The sequence below is a fragment of the Fulvivirga ulvae genome, assembly GCF_021389975.1.
Classification (GTDB): Bacteria; Bacteroidota; Bacteroidia; order Cytophagales; family Cyclobacteriaceae; genus Fulvivirga; species Fulvivirga ulvae.
This window is the reverse complement of sequence record NZ_CP089981.1, coordinates 3,340,475-3,366,309: the sequence shown is the minus strand read 5'-3', so window position 1 is coordinate 3,366,309 and position 25,835 is coordinate 3,340,475. Positions and strand designations below refer to the sequence as shown.

At 42.1% G+C, this 25,835-nt stretch carries 18 protein-coding genes; 11 read left to right on the top strand and 7 right to left on the bottom strand.

Annotated features, from left to right (window positions below):
* Positions 1 to 71 precede the first annotated feature (71 nt).
* From LVD17_RS14210 to LVD17_RS14185, 6 genes are all read left to right on the top strand, one after another.
* Entirely contained in the window at positions 72 to 701 is a 630-nt protein-coding gene (locus LVD17_RS14210; protein WP_233767759.1) for a sterol desaturase family protein, read from the top strand.
* A 463-nt stretch (positions 702 to 1,164) separates the two neighbouring features.
* Positions 1,165 to 2,262: a vWA domain-containing protein gene (locus tag LVD17_RS14205; RefSeq protein ID WP_233767757.1), complete on the top strand. Its 1,098-nt coding sequence runs from the start codon at positions 1,165 to 1,167 to the stop codon at positions 2,260 to 2,262.
* A 22-nt stretch (positions 2,263 to 2,284) separates the two neighbouring features.
* Complete coding sequence (locus LVD17_RS14200) at positions 2,285 to 3,790, top strand: sigma 54-interacting transcriptional regulator (RefSeq protein WP_233767755.1); 1,506 nt, start codon at positions 2,285 to 2,287, stop codon at positions 3,788 to 3,790.
* 5 nt (positions 3,791 to 3,795) lie between these two features.
* Positions 3,796 to 4,443, top strand: coding sequence for an AlbA family DNA-binding domain-containing protein (locus LVD17_RS14195; RefSeq protein WP_233767753.1), 648 nt, complete (start codon positions 3,796 to 3,798; stop codon positions 4,441 to 4,443).
* A gap of 141 nt (positions 4,444 to 4,584) precedes the next feature.
* Entirely contained in the window at positions 4,585 to 5,925 is a 1,341-nt protein-coding gene (locus LVD17_RS14190) for a PhoH family protein (RefSeq protein WP_233767752.1), read from the top strand.
* Between the two features lie 142 nt (positions 5,926 to 6,067).
* Entirely contained in the window at positions 6,068 to 6,892 is an 825-nt protein-coding gene (locus LVD17_RS14185; protein ID WP_233767750.1) for a DUF3298 and DUF4163 domain-containing protein, read from the top strand.
* A 901-nt stretch (positions 6,893 to 7,793) separates the two neighbouring features.
* On the opposite strand, the gene sucD is transcribed toward LVD17_RS14185, so the two are convergent.
* From sucD to LVD17_RS14165, 4 genes are all read right to left on the bottom strand, one after another.
* On the bottom strand, positions 7,794 to 8,669 hold the full coding sequence (gene sucD / locus LVD17_RS14180; protein WP_233767748.1) for a succinate--CoA ligase subunit alpha: 876 nt from the start codon (positions 8,667 to 8,669) through the stop codon (positions 7,794 to 7,796).
* Positions 8,670 to 9,026: 357 nt separating this feature from the next.
* A complete protein-coding gene (locus LVD17_RS14175; RefSeq protein ID WP_155174124.1) occupies positions 9,027 to 9,632 on the bottom strand; it encodes a superoxide dismutase in 606 nt (201 codons plus the stop codon).
* Between the two features lie 125 nt (positions 9,633 to 9,757).
* Positions 9,758 to 10,207, bottom strand: coding sequence for a nucleoside deaminase (locus LVD17_RS14170; RefSeq protein ID WP_155174123.1), 450 nt, complete (start codon positions 10,205 to 10,207; stop codon positions 9,758 to 9,760).
* Positions 10,207 to 10,764 (bottom strand): hypothetical protein, encoded by a 558-nt coding sequence (locus LVD17_RS14165; RefSeq protein WP_233767746.1) that lies wholly within the window; start codon positions 10,762 to 10,764, stop codon positions 10,207 to 10,209. The genes LVD17_RS14170 and LVD17_RS14165 overlap by 1 nt, the downstream gene beginning before the upstream one ends.
* 84 nt (positions 10,765 to 10,848) lie before the next feature.
* On the opposite strand from LVD17_RS14165, the gene aspS reads away from it, so the two are divergent.
* Positions 10,849 to 12,594 (top strand): aspartate--tRNA ligase, encoded by a 1,746-nt coding sequence (aspS, locus tag LVD17_RS14160; RefSeq protein ID WP_233767744.1) that lies wholly within the window; start codon positions 10,849 to 10,851, stop codon positions 12,592 to 12,594.
* Between the two features lie 83 nt (positions 12,595 to 12,677).
* Here aspS and LVD17_RS14155 read toward each other — a convergent pair whose 3' ends face one another.
* A complete protein-coding gene (locus LVD17_RS14155; protein ID WP_233767743.1) occupies positions 12,678 to 13,778 on the bottom strand; it encodes a fatty acid desaturase family protein in 1,101 nt (366 codons plus the stop codon).
* Between the two features lie 421 nt (positions 13,779 to 14,199).
* Complete coding sequence (locus tag LVD17_RS14150) at positions 14,200 to 14,928, bottom strand: pyridoxamine 5'-phosphate oxidase family protein (protein ID WP_233767741.1); 729 nt, start codon at positions 14,926 to 14,928, stop codon at positions 14,200 to 14,202.
* An 85-nt stretch (positions 14,929 to 15,013) separates the two neighbouring features.
* Between LVD17_RS14150 and pdxR the strand changes: the two genes are divergently transcribed.
* Positions 15,014 to 16,480, top strand: coding sequence for a MocR-like pyridoxine biosynthesis transcription factor PdxR (gene pdxR / locus LVD17_RS14145; RefSeq protein ID WP_233767739.1), 1,467 nt, complete (start codon positions 15,014 to 15,016; stop codon positions 16,478 to 16,480).
* On the opposite strand, the gene dnaA is transcribed toward pdxR, so the two are convergent.
* Positions 16,461 to 17,879 carry a chromosomal replication initiator protein DnaA gene (dnaA, locus tag LVD17_RS14140; protein WP_233767737.1) on the bottom strand — a complete coding sequence of 473 codons (1,419 nt, stop codon included), beginning with the start codon at positions 17,877 to 17,879 and terminating at the stop codon, positions 16,461 to 16,463. The genes pdxR and dnaA overlap by 20 nt on opposite strands.
* A gap of 267 nt (positions 17,880 to 18,146) precedes the next feature.
* Here dnaA and LVD17_RS14135 point away from each other — a divergent pair, with 267 nt between their 5' ends.
* The 3 genes from LVD17_RS14135 (at position 18,147) to LVD17_RS14125 (ending at position 25,743) form a co-directional block, all read left to right on the top strand.
* The gene (locus LVD17_RS14135) at positions 18,147 to 19,307 is read left to right on the top strand and encodes a methylmalonyl-CoA mutase family protein (RefSeq protein ID WP_233767735.1); all 1,161 of its coding nucleotides are present in this window, start codon (positions 18,147 to 18,149) and stop codon (positions 19,305 to 19,307) included.
* Between the two features lie 6 nt (positions 19,308 to 19,313).
* Entirely contained in the window at positions 19,314 to 21,440 is a 2,127-nt protein-coding gene (scpA, locus tag LVD17_RS14130) for a methylmalonyl-CoA mutase (protein WP_233767733.1), read from the top strand.
* Between the two features lie 67 nt (positions 21,441 to 21,507).
* The gene (locus LVD17_RS14125) at positions 21,508 to 25,743 is read left to right on the top strand and encodes a CHAT domain-containing protein (RefSeq protein ID WP_233767731.1); all 4,236 of its coding nucleotides are present in this window, start codon (positions 21,508 to 21,510) and stop codon (positions 25,741 to 25,743) included.
* Positions 25,744 to 25,835 lie beyond the last annotated feature (92 nt).

Sequence of the window (25,835 nt, the reverse complement as noted above, 5' to 3'; positions counted from 1 at the left end):
TTACCCTGTAAACTCTATTAAAAAAGATTTCTATAATTTAATTTTGACTAAAATTTAGATCTTAAAAAAAGATGGCTCAACCAGCAACTAAAAATAAACCAAGCAACAAGGGAACTACCACTTTATTTAAAAACCCAATCATAGAACGGTTATCCCGGACACACATATCAATACCGATTACATTATTTATATTATATTCCGGAGGGCTGCTTTACTGGAGTGTAATTAACACAGACCTTGCTGCAGGCACTACCATATCATTATTTTGTATAGGACTGCTGGCTTTCACATTGGTTGAATACCTTATGCACCGTTATTTATTTCATATGGCAACCTATACTAAACTGAGAGAAAAAATCCAATACAACTTTCACGGTGTTCACCACGATTTCCCAAGGGACAAAGACAGGCTGGCTATGCCTCCGCTGGTAAGTATTACTATTGCGACTTTGCTGCTATTCTTGTTCCGCCTTTTAATGGGTGATTTAGTTTTTGGCTTTTTACCGGGTTTCCTGATCGGCTATGCAGGTTATTTATTCGTTCACTATATAGTTCATGCGTATCAGCCGCCAAAAAATATATTTAAAACCCTGTGGGTGCACCACGGTATACATCACTACAAAGATTCGGAAAGAGCATTCGGAGTATCATCACCGTTATGGGATTATATATTTCGCACCATGCCTTTGAAAGGGAAGTAAATACAGGAGAAAAAATAAAAAAGCGGCTTCAATTCATATTGAAGCCGCTTTTTTATGCCTGAAATTAGGCTGGCATAAAACATTTTTATTTTAAGTCATCTAAAAAACATCAGAAGTTACGCTCGCAGAAAATTTATATCCTCTCCTCAACTCTTTCCGTTTTCTTTTCATTTTCCGGAGCCTTAGTATAAGTAGGACATGTAAAGGTAGAACACGCTGTAGACAATAAACCAGACACCACAATAAGTAATAAACATTTTCTCATATAAAATTCCATTTAGTCAGTTAATTCCTTCTCTCGCAAGTATAAAATAATTTTACAAAAACTGTGCTAAAGTATCCAAAGCTAATTTTCTTCGTTATATGAATAGGGTGACATTTTAAATAAAAAATGAGTACTGAAACAGAACGGACACCAATTTGGTTTTAATCCTGAGGTTTATTAATTATTTTCCCGCAACTCATGTTAGGACATCGATTTACAAATTATATTCCCAATCCGGAACAAGACGGATCAGATTTCGACAAACTGTTGGATATTTTTCTACAGCTAATTGTCATTACCGCAGGAGATGTTTCCGAAGCCCTTGCCTGGCTTAATAATCTTATCAATCAATACAACCTGACAAGTGATGGTTACGGAATGGGTGACTTCCTGGAAGACCTCAAAGACAAAGGATATATAAGTGACCAGACTCCTGACGGTAAATTTGAGATTACGGCAAGAAGTGAACAGAAAATACGCGCCAGTGCACTGGAAGAAATTTTCGGGAAATTAAAAAAGTCAGGAAAAGGAGACCACCGTACAAACTTTGGTGGTTTAGGAGATGAAACAACCACGGATAAACGTGAGTACCAGTTTGGAGATACCCTTGAGCAGCTTTCCGTTACAGATTCTTTGCGAAATGCTCAGATCAACCACGGTCTTGACAACTTCATGATGACCGAGCATGACCTGGAGGTTGTTGAAAATGAGTATAAAACCCAGACCTCAACGGTTTTAATGATCGATATTTCCCATTCGATGATCCTCTATGGAGAAGACCGGATAACACCGGCCAAAAAGGTGGCCATGGCTCTGGCGGAGCTGATTACAAAGAAATATCCTAAAGACACACTTGACATAATTGTATTTGGTAATGACGCCTGGCAAATTGAGATCAAAGACCTGCCTTACCTGCAGGTAGGCCCATATCACACCAACACAGTTGCAGGGCTGGAGCTTTCTATGGACCTGCTCAGAAGAAGGAAAAATACCAATAAGCAGATTTTTATGATTACGGATGGAAAACCAACCTGTCTGAAGCAGGGAATAAAATATTATAAGAACAGTTTCGGACTCGATCCTAAGATTATTAATAAAACCCTGAACCTTGCCAAACAATGCCATAAATTAAAAATACCTGTTACCACCTTCATGATCGCCTCAGATCCGTATTTAAAACAATTTGTGAGAGAGTTCACCCAGGTTAACCACGGTAATGCATATTACAGCAGCCTTAAAGGGTTGGGTGACCTTGTTTTTGAAGACTACCGAAGGAACAGAAGAAAGAAATTTTAACACGTTATAGCCGACTGATAAAATGACGCAACCCAATGACATTAAAACACTTGGAGCCTTAAAAAGCGCCGGGTATCGAAGCCGCTCCGTAAAACAGGAGCTGCGGGATAATCTTATTGAAAAAATCAGAGCAAAAGAAAAGGTATTCTCAGGTATATGGGGTTACGAAGAAACCGTGATCCCCGATCTTGAGCGCGCCATTCTTTCTATGCACGATATTAACCTGCTGGGCCTCAGAGGTCAGGCAAAAACCAGGATGGCCAGGATGATGGTAACCCTTCTGGATGAATACATACCAATAATTGCGGATTCAGAACTTAATGACGATCCCTTCCACCCTATTTCCAGGTACGGAAGAGATATCATTGCAGAAATGGGTGATGATACGCCGATAGACTGGCTGCACCGCGAAGATCGCTACTCCGAAAAGCTGGCCACTCCTGATGTATCCATTGCCGATCTGATCGGAGATGTCGACCCTATTAAAGCTGCTACACTAAAACTTCCTTACTCCGATGAGCGGGTTATACATTTCGGACTCATCCCCCGTTCGCACAGGGGGATATTCGTGATCAATGAACTCCCTGACCTGCAGGCAAGGATTCAGGTAGCACTTTTCAATATACTTCAGGAAGGTGATATTCAGATCAGAGGCTTCAAAGTGCGTATGCCTCTCGACATCCAGTTTGTATTTACGGCCAACCCTGAAGACTATACCAACCGGGGAAGTATTGTAACGCCGCTCAAAGACCGGATCGACAGCCAGATTATCACACATTACCCTAAGGACCTGAAGGTATCAAGAATGATCACTGAACAGGAAGCGCGGATAAAGCCTGAGCAAAAGGAAGCCGTGGAGGTAAACGACATTGCCAAAGATCTTATTGAGCAGATTGCTTTTGAAGCCAGAAACAGTGAGTATGTAGACGCTAAAAGTGGTGTATCTGCCAGACTTACCATATCAGCCTATGAAAACCTGGTAAGCGGAGCTGAAAGGCGTGCGCTGTACAATGGTGGGAAAACCAGTGTACGCATCTCTGATTTATATGGGGTAATACCATCCATAACGGGAAAAGTAGAGCTGGTATATGAGGGGGAACAGGAAGGGCCGGGGATAGTGGCCAACAACCTCGTAGGCAAGGCCATCAGAACCCAGTTTATTCACTTCTTCCCCAACCCTGAAAAAATAAGAAAGCAAAAGGAAGAAAACCCCTACAAACAGATCACTGACTGGTTTGGAGAGGAGCATACCCTGGACCTTTTGAATGACTTTAATAACCAGGACTATGAAAAGAAGCTAAACGAAGTACCCGGTTTAAAAAAGCTGATAGATACTTTTCACAAAGATGTTGATAATGGCACCAGGCTTTTCCTGATGGAATTTGCCCTGCACGGGCTCGCTGAATACAGCATGCTAAGTAAACATCAGCTTACGCGCGGATTGCAATTCAAAGATCTGCTTAGTGGCATGTTTACTATGTCTGGACCTGATGATGATGACGACTCTTCTCCTGATGATCAATATTAATATGGATGGAATTCAATGATATAAAAAGATTGGTAGCCGGAGGTGAATCAGAAACCGTAGAGTTTAAAAGAAAGGCTGCGCACCCTGATAAAATAGTAAAAGAGCTTGTAGCCTTTGCTAATACAAAAGGGGGCTATTTGTTGGTAGGTGTAAATGACGACGGCTCTATTCCCGGGCTGAAATTTCCGGAAGATGATGCTTATGCCCTTGATCAGGCTATAAACAAGTACTGCAAACCTTCCTTAAAAGTAAGGCAGGAAATAGTCCCTATTTCTGAAAAGCGTGCGGTGGTGCTTTACCATGTATCTCCGGGCAAAAAAAAACCTTACTATGTAATTACAGATTTTGAAACGAAGTGGGGACAAGCCTTTGTGAGAATAGATGACAAGAGCATAAAAGCCAGCAAAGAGGTACGCGAAATATTAAAAAGAGGTAATAAAAACAAGGGTGTCAAATTCAATTATGGAGAAAAAGAAAAAATACTCATTGACTACCTGGACAAGAACAAAAGTATAACCCTCAATGAATTTAAGAAGCTCGCACACCTGACTACCTACAGCGCTTCAAGAACACTGATATTGCTTGTACTGGCAAATGTCCTGTCAATTGAACCCAGTGATAAAGATGACTTGTATAGCTTAAAAGCAATATAAGATTCGCACTAAAATGATTGGAAAAAATAAGATAAAATATACCTTTATAAGAAGCTAAAAACTTTTAAAAAGCGATCTTCTCTTCTGTTAATAAAAGTTGGCTATTTTTAATTAGTATGATTCTCTAAATTTCTTTGGTGTATGGCTCAAGCGCAGAAAAATGAAAAGAAAATTTTTGTTCTGGATACCTCGGTAATCATTTTCGAACACAACTCAATCATGAACTTTGCCGAACATGATGTTGGCATTCCGATCACTGTTCTCGAAGAACTCGATCAGTTTAAGAAGGGAAATGACACCAAAAACTTTGAAGCAAGGGAGTTCATCAGGCTAATCGACAAGTTGGCCCAGGGGCAAATGCTACAAAACTGGAATCCTCTTAATGGCAAGGGTAAAGGTAATTTTAAAGTACTGATGCATGCCAGAAGTAAAGTTGATGCCAATGAGGTTTTCGATGAGGAAAAAGCCGATCACCGGATATTAAACTCCGCCCTTCAACTTCAGCAAGAGGCTAAGGGCAGAAAAGTAATACTGGTATCAAAGGATATTAACCTACGGCTAAAAGCTAAATCCCTGGGGCTACCCGCCGAAGACTACAATACCGGAAAAGTAAAAAACGTAAACTCTCTTTTCACAGGTAAAATGGTCTATGAAAGGATCAACCCCGAGAGGATCAATGAGCTTTACGAAAAAGGAAATTGTGAGGCCACTGATATATTGGGCTCACGAAAAATCCACAAAAACGGTTATTACATTTTAAAGAGTGGAAAGAAATCTGTTTTATCTTATTATAACCCGGTGCTGGACCGCATAGAACATGTTGAAAAGAGATCGGCTTATGGTATAAAGCCTCGAAATGCGGAACAGACTTTTGCCATTCATGCCATTCTTAACCCAAACATCAAGCTGGTTACTATGCAGGGAGTTGCAGGTACGGGCAAGACTTTAATAGCCTTGGCCGCAGCACTTGAACAGAAGCGCGACTTTAAGCAGATCTATCTTGCCAGACCCATTGTACCACTAAGTAATAAGGACATTGGCTATTTACCCGGCGATATTAAATCAAAGCTAAACCCCTACATGGAGCCGCTTTGGGATAACCTCAAGTTCATTCAAAATCAGTACCATGAATCTGACAAGGAGTACTCCAAGCTCACTGAAATGGTAAATCTGGAGAAACTGGTAATCACGCCACTGGCATACATCAGAGGAAGGAGCTTGTCCAACATTTGCTTTATTGTGGATGAAGCCCAGAACCTTACCCCTCATGAGGTTAAGACTATTATTACAAGGGCAGGTGAAAACACCAAGATCATTTTTACAGGTGATATCTATCAGATTGACACCCCATACCTTGACTCTCAAAGTAACGGGCTTTCGTACCTGATTGACAGGGTTAAAAACCACGATCTTTATGCACACATAACACTGGAAAAAGGTGAAAGATCGGAACTGGCTAACCTGGCCAATGAGCTTTTGTAAGCCAAAAGAATATTCCACGGTTTTACAAGTAAGTCTTCGGGCTTACTTTTTTATTTTATATCTTCCATTAAAAAAGAGTGAAAGCTCAAATTAACCAGCCCCAGTCTACTTAGCAAAACCGATAAATACAACTTTCTAATTTATGAAAACCACTTATTTGATACTTCTATTAGCATTGGCTGTCTTTTTAACAAATTGTGAAATCAAAAATGAACAACAAACCTCCGCAACTCAGGATACAGTTGAAGAAAAGTCATCGTTATATTATGAATTCACTTCATTCACAAAAAAATATGGTGATTGTAAAACCGATACTTCCGCATATTGCACCCGTATTAACTTAGACTATCCCATATTTAAATCAGAAGAATACCCTGAGCTTACTGACCAAATTAACCACGAAATACAGCAGGGTGTAACAGAGCTGGTTTTCCCTGACACAGCAGAAAATAAAAGCCTGGAACTCTTTGCCGACAGGTTTATAAGTGACTATAAAGAGATAAAGGAAGCCTTTGGAGACGCCTTTGGCTGGTATGCCTACCTGGACGGCAAAGTACTGAGAAATGACAGCATGGTAATATCAATAGAGCTGGCCGCTGATATGTATACAGGAGGTGCCCACGGCAGCTACTATTTACAGTACCTAAACTTTGATGCAGAAACGGGTAATAAAATAACCTTTGAATCACTGTTCATGCCCGGATTTGAAACCAGACTTAACGAGATTGCCGAACAGAAATTCAGACAGAAATACAACCTGAAGCCTGGCCAGGATCTGAGTGATGAAGGTTATCAATTCGAAGACGGAAAGTATTACAATGACAAGAATTTCGCCCTGCTTCCAAAAGGCATAAAATTTTACTACAACAGTTATGAAATAGCGCCATACTCTAAAGGTCCGTCAGAAGTGTTTGTAAGCTATGAAGCCCTGAAAGGCCTGCTAAAAGAAGATTTGTTGATGATGTGATCAGGTCTGAAAATTCCTGGCTTTTAATATCACATAATCTTTCTATTATCCCCATGTATCTGCTGCCCATCAATACTGGCAGCAGATAATTTGATACCGTAAGAAAAAGTACCTGTCAGGGGACAGGCACGGGGATAGAGGATAAGCATGGGGATAGGACATACAACGGGACGGAGAACAACCAACAAGACTATAACACGGCTTTACTAAACTTCCGAAAGTTTGGGAAAGCTTAACTGTTCAGTAGCACCGGCAGATGGATAATGACTGCGAACAGAGACAATTACCCGTGTTACCTCACCCTGCAGTATAGCTTGGACCTGAATTCCCTCGCCAACACGGAAATGGAATTTTATTACTACAACAACTTCAATTTTCACCCCATGATCTGTCCCATGCCAGATCATCTGCCACCCGTTCAATACTGCGAACAGATAATTTGATGCCAGAAGAAGGAGCCTGTCAGGGGACAGGCTGGGGTGGCAATTAACTTCTAGGGGCTGCTACTGCAATAATCCCGTAGGTATAAAATATTTGTAGAATAACCATTTAGACCAGATTGCCCCGTAGGGACAAAATAAACAAACCTTTATATCAATTCGCATGTGGGGAGCCTCCGCAGCTCCTCCCCTATTGATATTAGACCCTATAAGGCCGTTTTGAAGCACTTTCTATTGGCTCATGCCCCCTTTCCCATGATCTGTCCCCCGACAGATCATCTGCTGCCCGTCCACTACTGCAACAAACATTTGGTGTCGTAAAGAAAGTGCCTGGCAGAGAACAAACACTGGGGTAGAAAGTGCTGTCAGAGGACAGGCACTCTGGTAGAAATAACCTTCAATCCCTAAAACATAAAAAGCCGGACATTGCCGGCTTTTTATATGATCTATAATAATGTTATCTATTTATTCAGTGCTTTTAGCATGGTCTCTCCAATGTTTGCAGGAGATTCTACCACGTGAATGCCACACTCTCTCATGATCTTCATTTTGGCAGCAGCAGTATCATCAGCTCCACCGATAATAGCACCGGCGTGGCCCATTCTCTTGCCTTTGGGAGCAGTTTGTCCTGCGATGAAACCTACTACAGGCTTAGGGTTACCTTGCGCTTTAATCCACCTGGCAGCTTCTGCTTCGTAGTTACCACCGATTTCACCAATCATTACGATAGCATCAGTATCAGGGTCATTCATAAGCATTTCAACAGCCTGCTTAGTAGATGTACCGATGATAGGGTCACCACCAATACCAATAGCTGTAGAGATACCCAATCCTGCTTTCACTACCTGGTCAGCAGCCTCGTAAGTCAATGTACCCGATTTTGAGACTACACCAATTTTACCTGACTTGAACACAAAGCCTGGCATGATACCAACCTTAGCTTCTCCCGGAGTAATAACACCCGGACAGTTAGGCCCAACAAGTACCACATCTTTATCCTTGATGTATTCTTTTGCCATCATCATATCCTTGGTCGGAATACCTTCAGTAATGGCAATAATAACTTTAATACCTGCATCAGCAGCTTCCATAATAGCATCAGCCGCAAAAGCCGGTGGCACGAATATGATAGAAACGTCAGCACCTGCTTTTTCAACAGCCTCTCTTACGGTGTTGAATACCGGTTTGTCAAGATGGGTCTGACCTCCCTTTCCAGGAGTAACTCCACCAACTACATTTGTGCCGTACTCTATCATTTGCCCGGCATGAAAAGTACCTTCAGAACCTGTAAAACCCTGAACTATTACTTTTGAATCTTTATTTACTAGAACGCTCATGAATCGTGGATTAAAATTTGTGCAAAAATATAATATTATATGGCTTTACCAAAGTTAAAAGCGCCTGTGACATGCATTTAACATTCCGGCCGTAGTGCAGGAACGTACGCATAGTGTACGGTTTCGTTACACACAAGGCAATTATAATATTATAAAATACTGAAAATGAGACAATTATATATTTGGCATCACAATTGGAATAACTATAACCAAAGGTCAAAGCCTGCTTTATGAACCCCATAAGGCGGGCGCTCAAAATAAAGCAACAAATAGTTTTTTTAGATTTCAAGTCAATGCATAAAAAAGGAGCCGTCTCAAATTGAAGCGGCTCCTTTTTGGCGTTTCACTTAAAGAAACTTATTTCGCGTTAGCGTATCTTTTTGCTACTTCGTCCCAATTCACTACATTCCAGAATGCAGCTATGTAATCAGGTCTCTTGTTTTGGTAGTTCAGGTAGTAAGCATGCTCCCAAACATCAAGTCCTAAAACAGGTGTTCCGCCACATCCTACAGATGGCATCAGGGGATTGTCCTGGTTAGGTGATGAGCATACTTCCACTTTGCCACCTTTGTGCACACATAGCCATGCCCATCCGGAACCAAACCTGGTAGCGGCAGCGTTTGAAAACTCCTCTTTAAATTTATCAAAAGAACCGTAAGCGGCATCAATTGCCTCTGCCAATTCCCCTGAAGGCTTGCCTCCACCATTTGGAGACATCACAGTCCAGAAAAGGTTGTGATTGTAATAACCACCACCATTATTTCTAACCGCTCCGTTGTCTGAGTGATTAGCCAATATATCCTCAATGGATTTACCCTCCATTTCAGTACCTTTAATAGCATCATTTAATTTGCTGGTATAGGCAGCATGGTGTTTCCCATGGTGGATTTCCATGGTACGGGCATCGATATGTGGTTCTAATGCATCATGTGCATAGGGTAAATCAGGTAATTCGAAAGCCATAATTTTATTGGTTTTTTAGTTAAACATTTCTTTTTACTAAGTCTTATGACCAAAGATACACACCACGGGGTAACTACAAAATCGAATCGGTTAACTTCTGTTTATCATTACATTCGATTTATCTATCACCCTCTTAAACCTTTAAAGAAATCTGTCACCAGCAGGCCTGCCTCCTCAGCGTATGGCCCTCTGATAACCTTTGTTTTCGGGTGGATCATGGCCGGATTGATTACGGTGTACCCTCTCTTTTCATCAGCAGCAGCATAGATCAGTTTACCCAACTGCGCCCAATACAGAGCCCCGGCACACATACCGCAGGGCTCAAGCGTAACGTATAGGGAACAATCGGAAAGGTATTTTGTTCCAAGGTAATTTCCGGCAGCCGTCAAAGCCAGCATTTCGGCATGTGCCGTAGGGTCATTGAGTCGCTCGGTCTGATTATAAGCCCTGGCAATGATCCGGTTATCGGCCACTACCACAGCACCCACCGGGATTTCGCCCTCCTCTTTGGCCATCATCGCCTGTTTGAGGGCCTCTTTCATAAAATGCTCATCACTATGGATCGAAAGCCCCATCAAATTCCTCCTTTAACTTTGATACTGTTCATAATTTCCGGAGCTACAGGCTGCCATTTCTCTTTCAGTTTTATCGGACAGTTGAAGCTGAAAACAATGGTTTTACCATTCATAATAAGGTATTGAATATAAGTGTAGGTTCTCACAGGATCTTTTTTGTCCAGCGAGAACTGATCACCATTGATCCTTGATTCAAATTCAAAAACGATATACTGTTTTTTGTTAATGGTTTTGATATCCTCCTGGATCAGGTCAACCTTGTCATACAGGTTAAAAAGGCTTGCTTTAAAAAAGCCTTTGGCCATTTCAACATCCTGCTCTCTCCAGCGAGTGGCAGAAATATTGACACTTAGGTCAACCAACCTGGCACTGTTGGTGTAAGCTCCTATAGGGCTACGTACTGACGGGTAACGCTGTGCAATATCTTCGGGAGACATTGCGTAAAAATCCTCGGGCAGGGACATAGTTATATTCTCGGTTACCTTGGTTTTAACCATTTTATCCTGCACCGGAGCTGTCCAAAGGATAAAGGACAAAAATATCATCAGTTTTGACATATCTGTTATTGAAATTTATACCGTATCGTTTTCACTCAAAATTAATACCATTAACTTTGCGCCTCAAAATTAAAATAAATTAGCATGCTTCGAACACATACCTGCGGTGAATTAAGAATAAACGATGTTAATAATGAAGTAGTTTTATGCGGATGGGTGCAACGCGTAAGAGACAAAGGCAGTGTACTTTGGGTAGACCTCAGAGATAAATATGGCATTACCCAGCTTATTTTTGAAGAAGGAAAAACGGCTGATGATGTTTTTAAAATTGCTGCTTCATTAGGCCGTGAATTCGTAATAAAAGCTACCGGAACCGTAGTGGAGCGTCTTTCGAAGAATGACAGGATCACTACCGGAGACATAGAAGTAAGGATTTCAAATCTGGAGATACTCAACAAATCCAAGGTACCTCCATTTACCATAGAAGATGATACTGACGGAGGTGAAGACCTGCGCATGAAATACCGCTACCTTGACTTGAGAAGAAGTGTGGTTCGAAACAACATGCTCCTGCGCCACCGCATGATGCAGGAAACCAGGGCTTACCTGGACGGACAGAATTTTACGGAGGTAGAAACTCCGGTATTGATAAAATCAACTCCGGAAGGTGCACGTGATTTCGTTGTCCCTTCAAGAATGAACCAGGGAGAATTTTATGCCTTGCCTCAGTCACCACAGACCTTTAAGCAGCTTTTGATGGTATCAGGCTTTGATCGCTATTTCCAGATCGTGAAGTGCTTCAGGGATGAAGACCTGCGAGCTGACCGCCAGCCAGAGTTTACTCAAATAGACTGCGAGATGTCATTTGTAGAAAGAGAGGATATTTTGAGCACTTTCGAGGGGCTGGTGAGACACCTGTTTAAAAGTGTAAAGGGCATAGAGATCGGAGAGATAGACCGCATGAGCTACGACGATGCTATGAGACTTTATGGTTCCGACAAACCGGACACACGTTTCGACATGCAGTTCGTTGAGCTTAATGACCTTGCACAAAACAAGGGCTTCAACGTATTTGACAGTGCCGAACTGGTTGTGGGTATATGCGCCAAAGGTTGCTCCGAATACACCAGAAAACAGCTTGACGCACTAACCGACTATGTTAAAAGACCACAGATAGGCGCCAAAGGCCTGGTTTATGTAAAATGCAACGCTGATGGCAGCTTCAAATCTTCGGTAGATAAATTCTACGGACAGGATGATCTGCAAGAATGGGCCAATAAAATGGACGCCAAGCCCGGTGACCTGATGCTAGTGCTAAGTGGTGATAAAGACCATACCAGAAAAGCACTCAATGAGCTACGACTGCATATGGGCAATGAACTTGGTTTGCGTAACAAAAATGAATATAAAGTACTTTGGGTATTGAATTTCCCTCTGCTGGAGTGGGATGAGGACACAAAACGCTATCATGCCATGCACCATCCGTTCACCTCACCGGTACCGGAAGACCTGAATAAACTGGAGAGTGATCCGGGCGTGGTTAAAGCCAACGCTTACGACATGGTTGTCAATGGTGTGGAAGTTGGCGGAGGATCGATCAGAATACATGATAAGGCGCTGCAACAGCGTATGTTCAAGCAGCTTGGCTTCAGCGATGAAGAAGCAAAAGCCCAGTTTGGCTTCTTAATGGATGCTTTTGAATATGGAGCCCCTCCTCACGGTGGTATTGCTTATGGTTTTGACAGGCTGTGCTCGCTCTTCGGAGGGTCAGATTCCATCAGGGATTTTATAGCCTTCCCTAAGAACAATGCAGGACGCGATGTAATGATAGACTCACCGAGTACTATAAGCGAGGAACAGTTGAAAGAGTTGGGGATTGGCTTGAGATAGATTTGAAAAATCAGGTTATAAGAAAGCCCGGCAAAATAATTTACCGGGCTTTCTTATAAGAGATTAAACTATTAACCACTACTTCATGCCTTTACAGGCTGCATGACCATCTCACCCCTGCCAAACTTTTTAAGCGTTTTATAATGTGAAGCCAAGGCTCCTAAAAACGTGGGGTTTACATGATAAGGCACATCATATTTCCGGGCAATTCGCGCCACGATCTTTGAGATCTCCGGATAATGGATATGGCAAACATTGGCAAACAGATGATGCTCAACCTGAAAGTTCAATCCGCCACACAGAAATGTAGCAATAGGGCTTTTAGTTGAAAAGTTAGCCGTTGTTTGCATCTGATGTACTGCCCAGGACTCGTCTACTCTGCCTTGAGGGTCCGGCTCAGGGAATGAAGTGCCCTCCACCACATGTGCAAGTTGAAATACAAGTCCCAAAACAAAGCCCTCAGCCATGTGCATGATCAGGAAGCCAATCAAAAATTGCCACCAGGTTATATCCAGCACTATCAGAGGTATTACTATAAAAAGTGCATAATACAATGCCTTAAAGAAAAACAGGTTAAAATATTCAATCCTCGGGTGATTGGTATTATCGGTCTGTCCTATTTTTTTTTGAAAGAACTTGACGTAATCCTTTCTAAATACCCATGAAAGTGAAGCAAATCCATATAGAAAGAAAGCATAAAAATGCTGATACTTCATGATTGGTTTATGGTCATCCTGAGGAGACACCCTTACTAATCCCGGCGCTACATCCAGATCTTCGTCATGGCCGGGTATATTGGTAAAAGTATGGTGCACCTGGTTATGTGTGATCGTCCACACATAGGGATTTGCACCAATAATATAAAAGCTGCCACTCATTAACTTATTTATTCTGCGGCTCGATGAGTAAGAACCATGAATGGCATCGTGAGAAACGTTAAATCCTATGAAAGCCTGAACCATACCTATAAGAATTGCCAGGATCAACATTATGGACAGACTGAATCCTCCAAATAAGATTAACAGGTATAACCCTACTAAAGCCCCAAGGAAAAAAATTGATTTAGACACCATAGCTGTATTGGCATTTTTACTAATGTTGTTAGTCTTGAAATACTCTTCAACCTCCTGTTTTACTTCAGCATAAAATCCGGGTTGTTTTCTTCCGTTGAATTTAACTTTCATATAAATCTTTTAATGTAATTTTTTGACTCTCAACAGAACCTATTTTGGTTCCATCCCAAAAATTCGGCAATGACTCCAAACCATAAATCTAACTTTAAACCAACTGCAAACGAAGTAATTGTTCAACTTTCACACTAAGCAGTACGTCCAAGGTTCCTTTATAGTGTTTAACTGATTAATTTAGGTATTATTCTAATTTAATCATAAATAAGATTTGCATCGCCAGATCTTAGGAGGCAGTCGCTTAAGAATTGCTTTGAAAAGCCTGATCAATTTTAGCGGATGCGTATGCTATGTGCCAACAGCCTCTGTCAAAAAAACGTTCGTATTAATCCCTGTTGGATGAGCTAAAGAGATGAAAAGCAAAAAAAATCCCCACCAGACATATCTCTGGTGGGGACAGGTTTGATCAGGCATCTTTCTATTTGTACCATGACGCATTACTCAATGTATGTCCATTATCATTTCTGAAATAATCTGCCAGACTGAAGCCCTGATCGTTTGTAGAAACATATTTCCGTACTGAATCAGAAATTTTAACGTTCGGTTTTAGCAAATCATCTTTAACAGGACTCCCAATACCCATACCTAACGGAACCACACCGGCCCATATATCCAGGTCATAATCTTCCTTATCATCTTTAGGTGGGCCTGTTCTAATCTTTGCAGAAGCCTGCTCCATTTCAATAGCCAACACAGTGGTAGCTTTTAACTCGTTGGCATTTGGAGGCCTTACTTCTTGCCACCGGCCCTCGATCAGGTGTTCGGACATCACGTACAGGGCATGATCTTTATCCTCGTCAGCCACTACCCGGGCTGTACCAAACACCACAACAGATCTGTAGTTCATAGAATGGTGAAAGGCAGAGCGGGCCAGTACTAACCCGTCCACATGGCTTACAGCAAGGGTCATGGGCACACCCTCTTTAAGGTTTTTGATCATTCTGCTGGTAGTGGCTCCATGTATATACAGTTGATTTCCTTCCCTTCCATAAAATGTGGGGATAATCATCGGGCGCCCATCAACCACGAAGCTGATGTGACACAAAAAGCCTGCATCAAGTATTTCATAGACGGTTGACTTGTCATAATGGCCTCTTTCCGGGACTCTCTTTACCTTATTTCTGGTTGTTACTTCAAATTGCTCCATAAGAAATTGTGTTTAACTTTTGTAAAACTAACGACCAAACGGAGTATCTTTGGGTTCCATTTTTAAGTTATCAATGGGTCCGGTTATGTTTCCATGGAAAACAGTTATCAGGTTAGACGGCAGCTCAGGCACTCCCTTGTACCTGCAAATAACAAATGCCATAGTACGCGAGATCACCAGTGGTCGCCTGGCTAAAAGCACCAAAATGCCCGGCACCAGGGCTATGTCTGATACTTTAGTAGTAAACAGAAAAACCGTGGTACAGGCTTATGACGAGCTAATGGCACAGGGGTGGCTTGAGTCCTTTCCATCGCGTGGAACTTTTGTATCAGGGAAGCTCCCCATAGTTAAGCCTCATGTACTGAATGCCGATGAAAATACGACAGGCTCTGAAACATTGCGTATAAAATCGACCGGTTTTGCTAATTATAAGGTTAAGCCCAAACATACAATAGAAATCAACTCGGGCACACCCGACCCCCGGCTTGCTCCTATCGACTGGATATATAAGGAGTGTCGCTCATTATCCGGCAGCAGTTATGGTAAGCATTTTCTGAAGTATGGCGATGCCCGGGGCGACGAAAAGTTGCGAACCTCTCTAAGCCAATATCTCTCCGAAACCCGTGGCATGAATATCAGTAAGGATAATATCCTGATCACACGAGGGAGCCAGATGGGCATCTATATGATCTTAAATGTGCTCCTCAATGAAAACGACGTGGTGGTAGTAGGCCATAGCAGTTATGATTCGGCAGATTGGAGTATTGAGCATCTCGGGGGCAAATTGAAACGCATTGATGTAGATGAATACGGGCTCGATATTGGTGCATTGGAAAACCTTTTAAAAACTACAAAAGTGAGTGTGGTATACATTACCCCACACCATCATTATCCCACTACAGTTACCCTGTCTGCCAATCGGAGGATACAGCTGCTCGAATTAGCCTTGAAATACAATTTTGCCATTATAGAAGATGATTACGATTATGATTTCCACTACAGTAGCAGTCCGCTGCTTCCTCTTGCAAGCCTCAATCACCATGAACATGTCATCTATATTGGCTCTTTCAGCAAGATATTCGCTCCGGCCATCCGGATTGGCTATGTGGTGTCATCCCGTAGGATCATAGACGAGCTCAGCAAGATCAGGGGCATCATTGACAGACAAGGCGACCCGGTGATGGAGCATGTGCTGGCCCTGGCCATTGAAAACGGGGAACTTCAACGGCACCTAAAGAAAACTCTTAAAATATACCTTTTGAGAAGGAATCTGATTTGCAGGCTCCTAACAGAAAGGCTCGGTGACCATATTGAATTTAAAGTACCGGAAGGAGGCATGGCAGTTTGGGTGAAATTCCGTAATGGACTAAAACCTGATGCCAGAACTTTGATAGATGATTGTTTAAAAAAGGGAGTTTACCTCAATGTAAATCATGATTTTATTGATAACCTCAATGCCATGCGGCTGGGGTTTGCGTCTATAAATGAAGAAGAGATAAATGCGGCTATAGACATTCTGGCCGGGGCCATTATTACACCGCCCGCATCTTGAGCTTTTTCTTCAATTCTTCTACGGAGGCCTTAAATGAAGCATTGGTATCCATCATATCATTGACAGACTGTACAGCATGTATAACTGTACTATGATCGCGACCTCCAAAATGATAGCCGATGGCTTTTAAGGAATGGTTAGTGTATTCCTTTGAGAAATACATAGCTACCTGCCGCGCTATCACAATTTCCTTTTTACGGATCTTGTCTTTTAAGGAGGCTATTTCAACTTTAAAAAATTCTGCAACAGTCTTTTGTATGTAGTCAATACCTACTTCTGTTTCTATATCATGAACGATATTCTTCAGGGTTTGCTTGGCAAGTTCCAGGTCAATATCCACACGATTTAAAGAAGCATGTGCTATCAAAGAGATCAGTACGCCTTCCAACTCTCTGATATTGGTATCAACACTGTAAGCCAGGTATTCTATCACGTTTTCAGGTATGTATATACCATCCGACTGCATCTTACGCTGGATAATTGCCACCCGTGTTTCATAATCGGGCTGTTGCAAATCTGCGGTCAGCCCCCATTTAAACCTGGACAGCAGCCTTTCCTGCAAGCCTTTCAGGTCACGGGGAGGACAGTCGCTGGTCATCACGATCTGCTTACCAGCCTGGTGCAGGTGATTGAAGATATGAAAGAATATTTCCTGAGTTCTTTCCTTACCAGCAAGAAACTGTACATCATCTATAATGAGTATATCCACCTGCATGTAAAAGTTCTGAAACTCCTGCGCCTTATTGTTCCTCAGGGCGTCAATAAACTGATTGGTAAATTTTTCTGATGAAACATATAAGACAAAGCGATCAGAAAGATTATTCTTGATCTCATTACCAATAGCCTGTACCAGATGTGTCTTACCAAGGCCAACACCGCCGTAAAGCATAAGCGGGTTAAAGGAAGTTACCCCCGGCTTTTGAGCCACGGCATAACCCGCCGACCTCGCCAGCCTGTTACAATCACCCTCAATATATGAATCGAATGTATTATTGGGATTTAGCTGAGACTCCTGATACAGAGAGTCTACCGACTTCAACTGAAAAGGAGAAATATACTCGTCTTTACCATTACTGGCATTGTAATTTCTTGAAGGTGTGCGGTTTGGCAGGCTAACAGATAAAGGTGAGGATTTGCTGTTCCCCCTATCTACTATAACCGAATATTCCAGACGAGCTTTCGGCCCCATAACTGCTATAATAGCTTTTTTCAGTACATGCACATAATGTTCTTCAAGCCATTCGTAGAAAAACTGACTCGGAACCTGAATAGTCAAAATATCGTCCGCGCATTTTAAAGGCACGATTGGCTGAAACCAAGTGTTGAAACTTTGCTCCGCCACGTTATCCTTGATTACCCGCAGACAATCACTCCAAACCGTTTCGCAATCAATGTGCATGTATTGTAATTCTATAAGATTGGTAAATCTCCAAACCCTCTAAGAGAAAAGGGTAACAAATTTGTGAAAAAAATCACGAACATGAAAGCGCTCTATAGCTCTATTTTTCAAAGATTTTACACTTATTTTTCCCAAACCAATAAAAGAATACGAATTCTTTAAAATGTATAATTGAATTACCTACGCGGGTAATAATATTATCTTCGCTCACTTCTCATAAGTAATCCAAAACAATTAACTTTACCTTATAACCTTACATATATATTAATGAGTGAACGACAAGAAAATTTATTTATTGACTTTAAAAACTCTCCAAAAGAGGACTGGATAAAAAAAGCCACCTCTGACCTGAAAGGGGAAGATGTTTTTGAAAAATATAACTGGAATTTTAACGACAAAATCACCCTTGAGCCCTACTATGACGAAAGCGATCTGAAATCCATTAAAGGAATTGAAAAATTTCAGAACAGGCTTATTTTAAAAGAAAACCCTACGGGTGAGAACCGGTACTGGGAGAACCTCCAAAAAATAATTGTAAACGACTCTAAAGCAGCAAATAAGCAAGCACTGGAAGCCCTCAATAACGGTGCTGACGGCCTCATTTTTGACCTGACTCATACACAAAATGTCTTACTTACCGATTTGCTTTATGACATTTTATTAGACTATTGCAGTGTTTCCTTCGTAGTGGGAGCCGACTTTAAACAGCATTTATATAACTACACTGACTTAATTGACGATAGGGGCATCGATCACCAAAGTATATCGGGCATTATTTTTTTAAATGAGCCCAACCGGACCACTGGTAATTATCTCGAAGTATTCAAAGCTATCATTAATTTTCCCGGGCTGTCTCTGAACATTAGTTCCGGGGAAAAAGACATTTCAACCGCCATTGCCGACTTACTTCATACGGCTGTTTCGGTAATCAACACTTTGGATGCTGCTGAATTCGATATTCGTCAGATCACTTCAAAGATCTCTTTCAGTTCCCTGGTATCAAAAGACTACTTTGGTGAGATAGCTAAAACAAGGGCATTGAGGAGTCTGTATTTCCAGCTGAGCCACGCTTATAAAGCTGACGACTTTAACCCTGAAGACCTGCACATACATTGTGTTTCGCCTGCATGGGCAGAAGAAAAATATCAGCCTCATGCCAACATGCTAAAATCAACCACCGCGGCCATGTCTGCAATATTAGGAGGGTGCGACAGTCTGTTGACCGAGCCGGAAGACTATGGCAATACGCTCATGGTAAGGATCGCCCGTAATGTAAGTTCTATTCTAAAAGAAGAGTCTTATTTTAATAAAACCACTGATCCTGCCGCAGGGTCTTACTACCTGGAAGTACTTACCGATAAGCTGGCCCGGGAAGCCTGGCTTAAGTTTCAACAAAAAGTAAAACAGGAAAAAGAAAAGATACAATAACTCCATATGCAACCAGATTTTACCCATATAAAATATAATGAATTTACTCCAAAAAAGGAAAATTCACATCAGTCTACTACTACAGCATCTGCCGAAAAAATAGATATACAGTCATATTACTCAAAGAAAGATTTTGAAAAGCTTGAACATACCGGTTTCTCAGCGGGCATACCGCCTTACCTGAGAGGACCGTATTCAACCATGTATGCCGGCAGACCCTGGACTATACGCCAATATGCAGGTTTCTCTACAGCAGAAGAGTCCAATGCGTTTTACAGAAGAAACCTGGCAGCGGGCCAGAAAGGACTTTCTGTAGCATTTGATCTGGCTACACACCGTGGCTATGATTCTGACCATCCAAGGGTAGCCGGTGATGTCGGCAAAGCCGGGGTAGCCATAGATTCGGTGCTGGATATGAAGGTGCTCTTCGATCAGATCCCTCTCGATAAAATGTCTGTTTCCATGACTATGAATGGTGCCGTGCTGCCGGTGATGGCATTTTACATAGCTGCTGCCGAAGAGCAGGGTGTAAAACCTGAGCAGCTTAGCGGAACCATACAAAATGACATTCTAAAGGAGTTTATGGTAAGGAATACATACATATATCCTCCACTCCCATCCATGAAGATCATTGCCGACATTTTTGAATACACCTCCAGAAACATGCCCCGGTTCAACTCCATAAGCATTAGCGGGTACCATATGCAGGAGGCTGGTGCTACCGCGGACATAGAGCTTGCCTATACGCTGGCCGACGGAATGGAGTACCTCAGAACGGGAATTAATGCCGGTATGGACATCGATGTATTTGCTCCGCGCCTGTCATTCTTCTGGGCCATCGGCATGAACCATTTTATGGAAATTGCCAAAATGAGAGCGGGGAGGTTGCTCTGGGCAAAAATTGTGAAACAGTTTAACCCAAAAGATCCGAAATCAATGGCCTTAAGGACGCACTGCCAGACTTCTGGCTGGAGTTTAACGGAACAGGATCCTTATAATAATGTAACCCGCACCTGCGTTGAGGCTCTGGCAGCAGCATTAGGTCATACGCAATCATTGCATACCAATGCCCTGGATGAAGCCATAGCTCTGCCAACTGACTTTTCAGCCCGTATAGCTCGTAATACACAACTCTACCTTCAAAATGAAACCGGTATTACCCGCGTAGTCGACCCCTGGGGAGGCTCCTACTATGTTGAAAGCCTTACCGCCGAGCTTGTAGATAAAGCCTGGGCGTTGATTGAGGAGGTGGAAGAACTGGGAGGTATGGCCAAGGCCATAGAAAGCGGTGTACCCAAAATGAGGATTGAAGAAGCTGCAGCCCGAAAACAGGCCAGGATTGATTCCGGAAAAGATATTATTGTGGGTGTGAATAAATATCAAACTGATGAAGAACCGGACTTTGATATTCTGGAAGTGGATAACACCCGTGTGAGGAACCAACAAATAGAACGATTAAATAAACTTAAGGCTGAGCGTAATCAGGAAGAAGTTCAGGAATCACTTCGGGCTATAACAGAAACTGCGAAATCCGGCAATGGCAACCTGTTAGAGCTGGCGGTGGATGCTGCAAGAAAAAGAGCAACGCTGGGCGAGATTTCTGACGCCATGGAGGAGGTTTATGGTCGTCATAAAGCTACTATAAGATCAATATCAGGTGTATATTCAGGAGAAGCGAAAATGGACAACAACTTTAAAGAAGCTAAAGTACTCTCGGACAAATTTGCAGAAGAAGAAGGCAGAAGACCGCGAATAATGGTGGCCAAAATGGGTCAGGATGGCCATGACAGGGGGGCAAAAGTTATTGCTACCAGTTTTGCAGACCTTGGCTTCGATGTGGATATCGGACCATTGTTTCAAACTCCGGAAGAGGTGGCCCAGCAAGCCGCAGAAAATGATGTACACGTAATCGGAGCCTCCAGCCTTGCTGCAGGCCATAAAACACTGGTGCCTGAGTTGATCAATGCACTAAAAAAACTCGGCAGGGAAGATATCATGGTTATTGCGGGAGGTGTTATTCCTCCAAAAGACTATGACTATCTCTACAAAGCCGGAGTGAGCGGAATATTTGGGCCGGGAACAGTAATTGCCGAAGCAGCTAAGGACATCCTGAACAAATTATTGAAAAGCTAAAAAATTAATAATCTAAATCATTATATTTATATAGGAAAAACCTACCCTAAACTTAAATACACGTGTCATGGATTTTAATTTCAAAAGCTTGAAGACATGTATCGCCCTTGCACTTCTATTATCATTTTCTGTGGGTTATGCCCAGAATTGGGACAAATATCTCAACAAAGCTGATGCCCAATATGAAGAAGGCGACTATGTAAAAGCGAAGAAGACCTTAGCCAAATTCAAGAAAAAATTATCAAAAAAACTCGGCACCAATAACGAATACATGCCGCAATACTACCTTAGAGAAGCCCGGTTTAATTTGGCTGTGGGGGTACTTGTAGAGTTTGATAACAGCATTCAGCAGGCGCTGCAGGTCAGTATGGCTGTTAATGGAGAACATAGTGTAAAACATGCCAGAAACCAACTGGAAATAGCTGAGATCCTGGCACATTATGGCAACTATGTTAGTGCCCAGGAGCATGTAGAGGCAGCGGAGAAAACATTAAAATCGTCTGACCAGTTAGATGATAAAATGCAGGCACAAATAAATCTGACGCGTGCTGAAGTGCTCTCCGGGCAGGGTTATTACAGGCAGGCACTTTCGTTTATTAATAATCAGCTGGATTACTTCCAAAGCAGAGCGGTGCTGAAGGAGACTTATGTAGATGAATCAGGAAAACTAAAGACCAGGAGGCTTTCTGAAGAAGAGATAGGTGAGCGACTGGGTGACTACGCCACCTTACTGACCCTAAAAGCCAATACATTTCGAAAAAAAGGCAACTACAACAGTGCTGACAGCGCGTTTGTAAGGGCAGAAGAATGGATCAGTTCGAATCTGGGTAATACCAGTGTTTACTATATCAACAACCAGTTTTTACATGGCAAACTTCTGGTTGAAAATGGTATAGACGTAGAAAAGATGCCCAACAACATTAAGTTTGAAAAATCCTTATCAAACCTCAAAAGACAACACGAAGAATCGCATTACCTTGCTTTTGAACTTTTTGAGGCACTTTTAAAACAGTATTTGCTTAATGACAACAAAGCCAAATACCGTAATCTGAAGGTGGAGTATGAGAAGGCCATAAAGAGAAATTTCTCCAAAAGCAGCCTGCATTATCTCAACCTTGAAACCCTTGAATTTGACTCCAAGCTTGTTAAAGAAAGAACCAAAAATCTCGAAAACCAGGCCAATGCCATACTTGCCTCCACGCGGGCTCTCCCCAGAAACCACAAAAAGACCATTGATATACTGGATTTTCTGTACCGGCTGGCCAGACAAAACCAGAACTTTCTGGCGGCAGAAAAAAACCTCACTGATATCATAGAAATCAAGAAAGCATTGTATGGAGAAAACTCACCGGAATACCACCTGGCAAAAATTGAACTGGCGAATTACTACCTCGACTTTACCGACAAGATCAAAGAGGCCGAGAATATCTATAATGAAAGCTTCTTTAAAATCGTAAGCAAGGAGATCGACCCATGGCATAAAGATTATGTCAACATACTCAACCATATCTCTACTTTCTATGAAAATACTGATCAATATGCCAAAGCTTCTGCCACTCTTGACAAGGCTCTTGACGCTGCCCGCTCCAAATACGACGATCAGGATCCCGATTATGGTGTTGAGCTTAATGAAATAGCCAGGTTACAGATCAAACTGGGAGAGTACGACAAGGCACAGGAAAATATCAGCAAATCCACAGAAATACTGGAAAGGGAAAGACGTAATGAGAAGCGTGTAGCTGACTATGTCAACGCTATGGAAACAAGCGCCAAATTAAAAGCCATCCAGGGATTGTTTGATGATGCTGAAGAAACACTGGAACGATCCCAGAAGCTACTGACCAGGGCTGAATCTACTGTAAATTATAATGAGCTCAATGCTACCGAGGAACTGGCGAGTCTGTACATTACCCTTGGAAGGTATACCGAGACTGAAAGGCTTTTACAAAAGCTTATTACTACTTACGAAGTACGATATGGCCGCCAATCAAGAAAACTTGTTGCTCCTTTGGTTAACAAAGGCAGGTTAAAATTAATATCAGGTGAATACCCTGAGGCTGAAAAAACAGCCCAACGCTCACTGGCTATCGCGGAAAGTATTTTCGGAAGCAATTCTTCCAAAATGGCCCCTTCGCTTCTGCTGCTTTCGGAAATATATACAAGCATTGGTGATTACGATAAAGCCCAGGCCAACGTGGAGCGTGCAATTAAGATCCAGGAAGCACAATTTGGACGTCAACATGTAGATGTAGGTAATTCTATTACACAGCTTGCTCTCATTCGTTTTTATAAAGGTGACAACCTGAGAGAAGTGGAGAAACTGATGGACGAAGCCAAAAATATAATTGCCGGCAAATTGGGAAACCGAAACCCTCAGTACGCCAACATTTTAACAGAGCTCTCCAAAGTCTATATTTCCCAAAGAAGGTTCGATGAAGCCTTTAATGCCCTTACACTGGCTGAAAACATATGGGTATCAAAAGTTGGCCGTAGAAATAACATCAATGCAGCAAGTATTTATACTCTTACCGGTGATATCTATTACCTGCAACGCAAATTTGATCTTGCTGAAGAGAACTATGAGAAAGCCAAAAAGCTTTACGAAAAATTCTTTAATAACAACCATCCTGAATATGTGAAGATACTTTCCAAGCTAAGCAAAGTATACTATATGGAGGGTGACAGCCGCAATGCAAAAAAATTCATTGAAGAGGCACTGGTAAATTATGGAAACTTTATCCGTGATTTCTTCCCGGCACTGAGTGAAAGGGAAAAAGCCAAATACTGGAATACTATCAGGCCTGATTTCGAGTTTTACAACACGCTGGCCTTTAACCTGAAGGATACTGATAAAAAGGTTATTGGCTCAGTATATAACAACGCATTACTGACAAAAGCTATTTTGTTAAACTCTTCGATTAAGATCAGAGAAAGAATACTAACCAGCAGCGACGAAGAGCTTAAAAGTAAATATAATGACTGGCTGGCCAAAAAGGAGCACCTCACAAATGTACTTTCAATGAGCGTGGAACAGCTCACTGAAAATCAGATCGACCCTGTCGCACTTGCTCATGAGGTAGAGCAACTGGAAAAAGACCTGAGCCAAAAATCAGAGCTGTTTAGCTCAAGTTTCGAAGACAAAACTATCGTATGGCAAAATGTACAAAAGGCCCTCAAGCCTAACGAGATAGCCATTGAGATGGTAAGATATCGCTATTTCGACCATGTATTTACAGATTCAGTGGTGTATGCAGCCATTTACATCAAGCATGAAAAAGAGCAACCCGAGCCGGAAGTGGTGCTGATCAAAAATGGCCATGACCTGGAGAATAAATTATTTAAGTTTTACCGAAACAGCATCACTTTTAAGGTAAAGGACAGGTACTCTTATGACAATTACTGGGCACCGTTAAAAAACATTGCCGGTGCCTATCCTACCATTTACCTCTCTGCCGACGGTGTCTACAACCAGATTAACCTGGAGGCTATACCTGTCAGCGATGAGAAATATGTTATAGACAATTCGAATATCATACTGGTAAGCAACACAAAAGATATTTATCTCAGACAGGTAAAGACACAATTGGTCCAGGAAGAAAAAAGGGCCTCTATGTTTGGAAATCCGGCTTTTTATATGGCCTCTAATTCGGGTGATATAAATGCTCTGCCCGGCACAGAGCGCGAAGTGCGCGAGCTTAGAGACCTGCTAAGCAACAAAGGCTGGACCACAACCTCCTATATGGAGCAGGAAGCCAATGAAGAGCAAATCAAAAGGTTGGATAATCCAAAAGTCTTCCACATTGCCACGCATGGTTTTTTCACACCTGTTAAGGAATTGGAAACCTCGCAGGAGATCATGCAAAGTGAATCGGAGGCAGCTCAAAATCCATTACTTCGGACGGGTCTTTTGCTAACCGGTGCAGGAGATCTTTTGAATAAGACAGCCTACAACTATAATCTTGAAAATGGGATACTTACAGCCTATGAAGCTATGAACCTCAACCTTGATCAGACCGAGCTGGTTGTATTGAGCGCCTGCGAAACAGGACTGGGGGAACTGGCGGTAGGAGAAGGTGTATACGGCCTGCAACGTGCCTTTTTGGTAGCGGGTGCCAAAACCCTGATCATGAGTATGTTTAAAGTCGATGACCGGGCAACTCAATTGCTAATGACCAAATTCTACAAAAAATGGCTGGAGACTGGTAAAAAAAGGCAATCATTCATCGAAGCAAAAAAGGAACTAAGAACGGAATACCCTGACCCTATTTATTGGGGATCGTTTATCATGATAGGCCTGGATTAGCAGGTTTCTTTGCAAACAAGAAAAGCTGTTTCATGTTGATAGTACAGAGACAGCTTTTTTTATTTCTCCTGATTACATTGACTTTAACACCC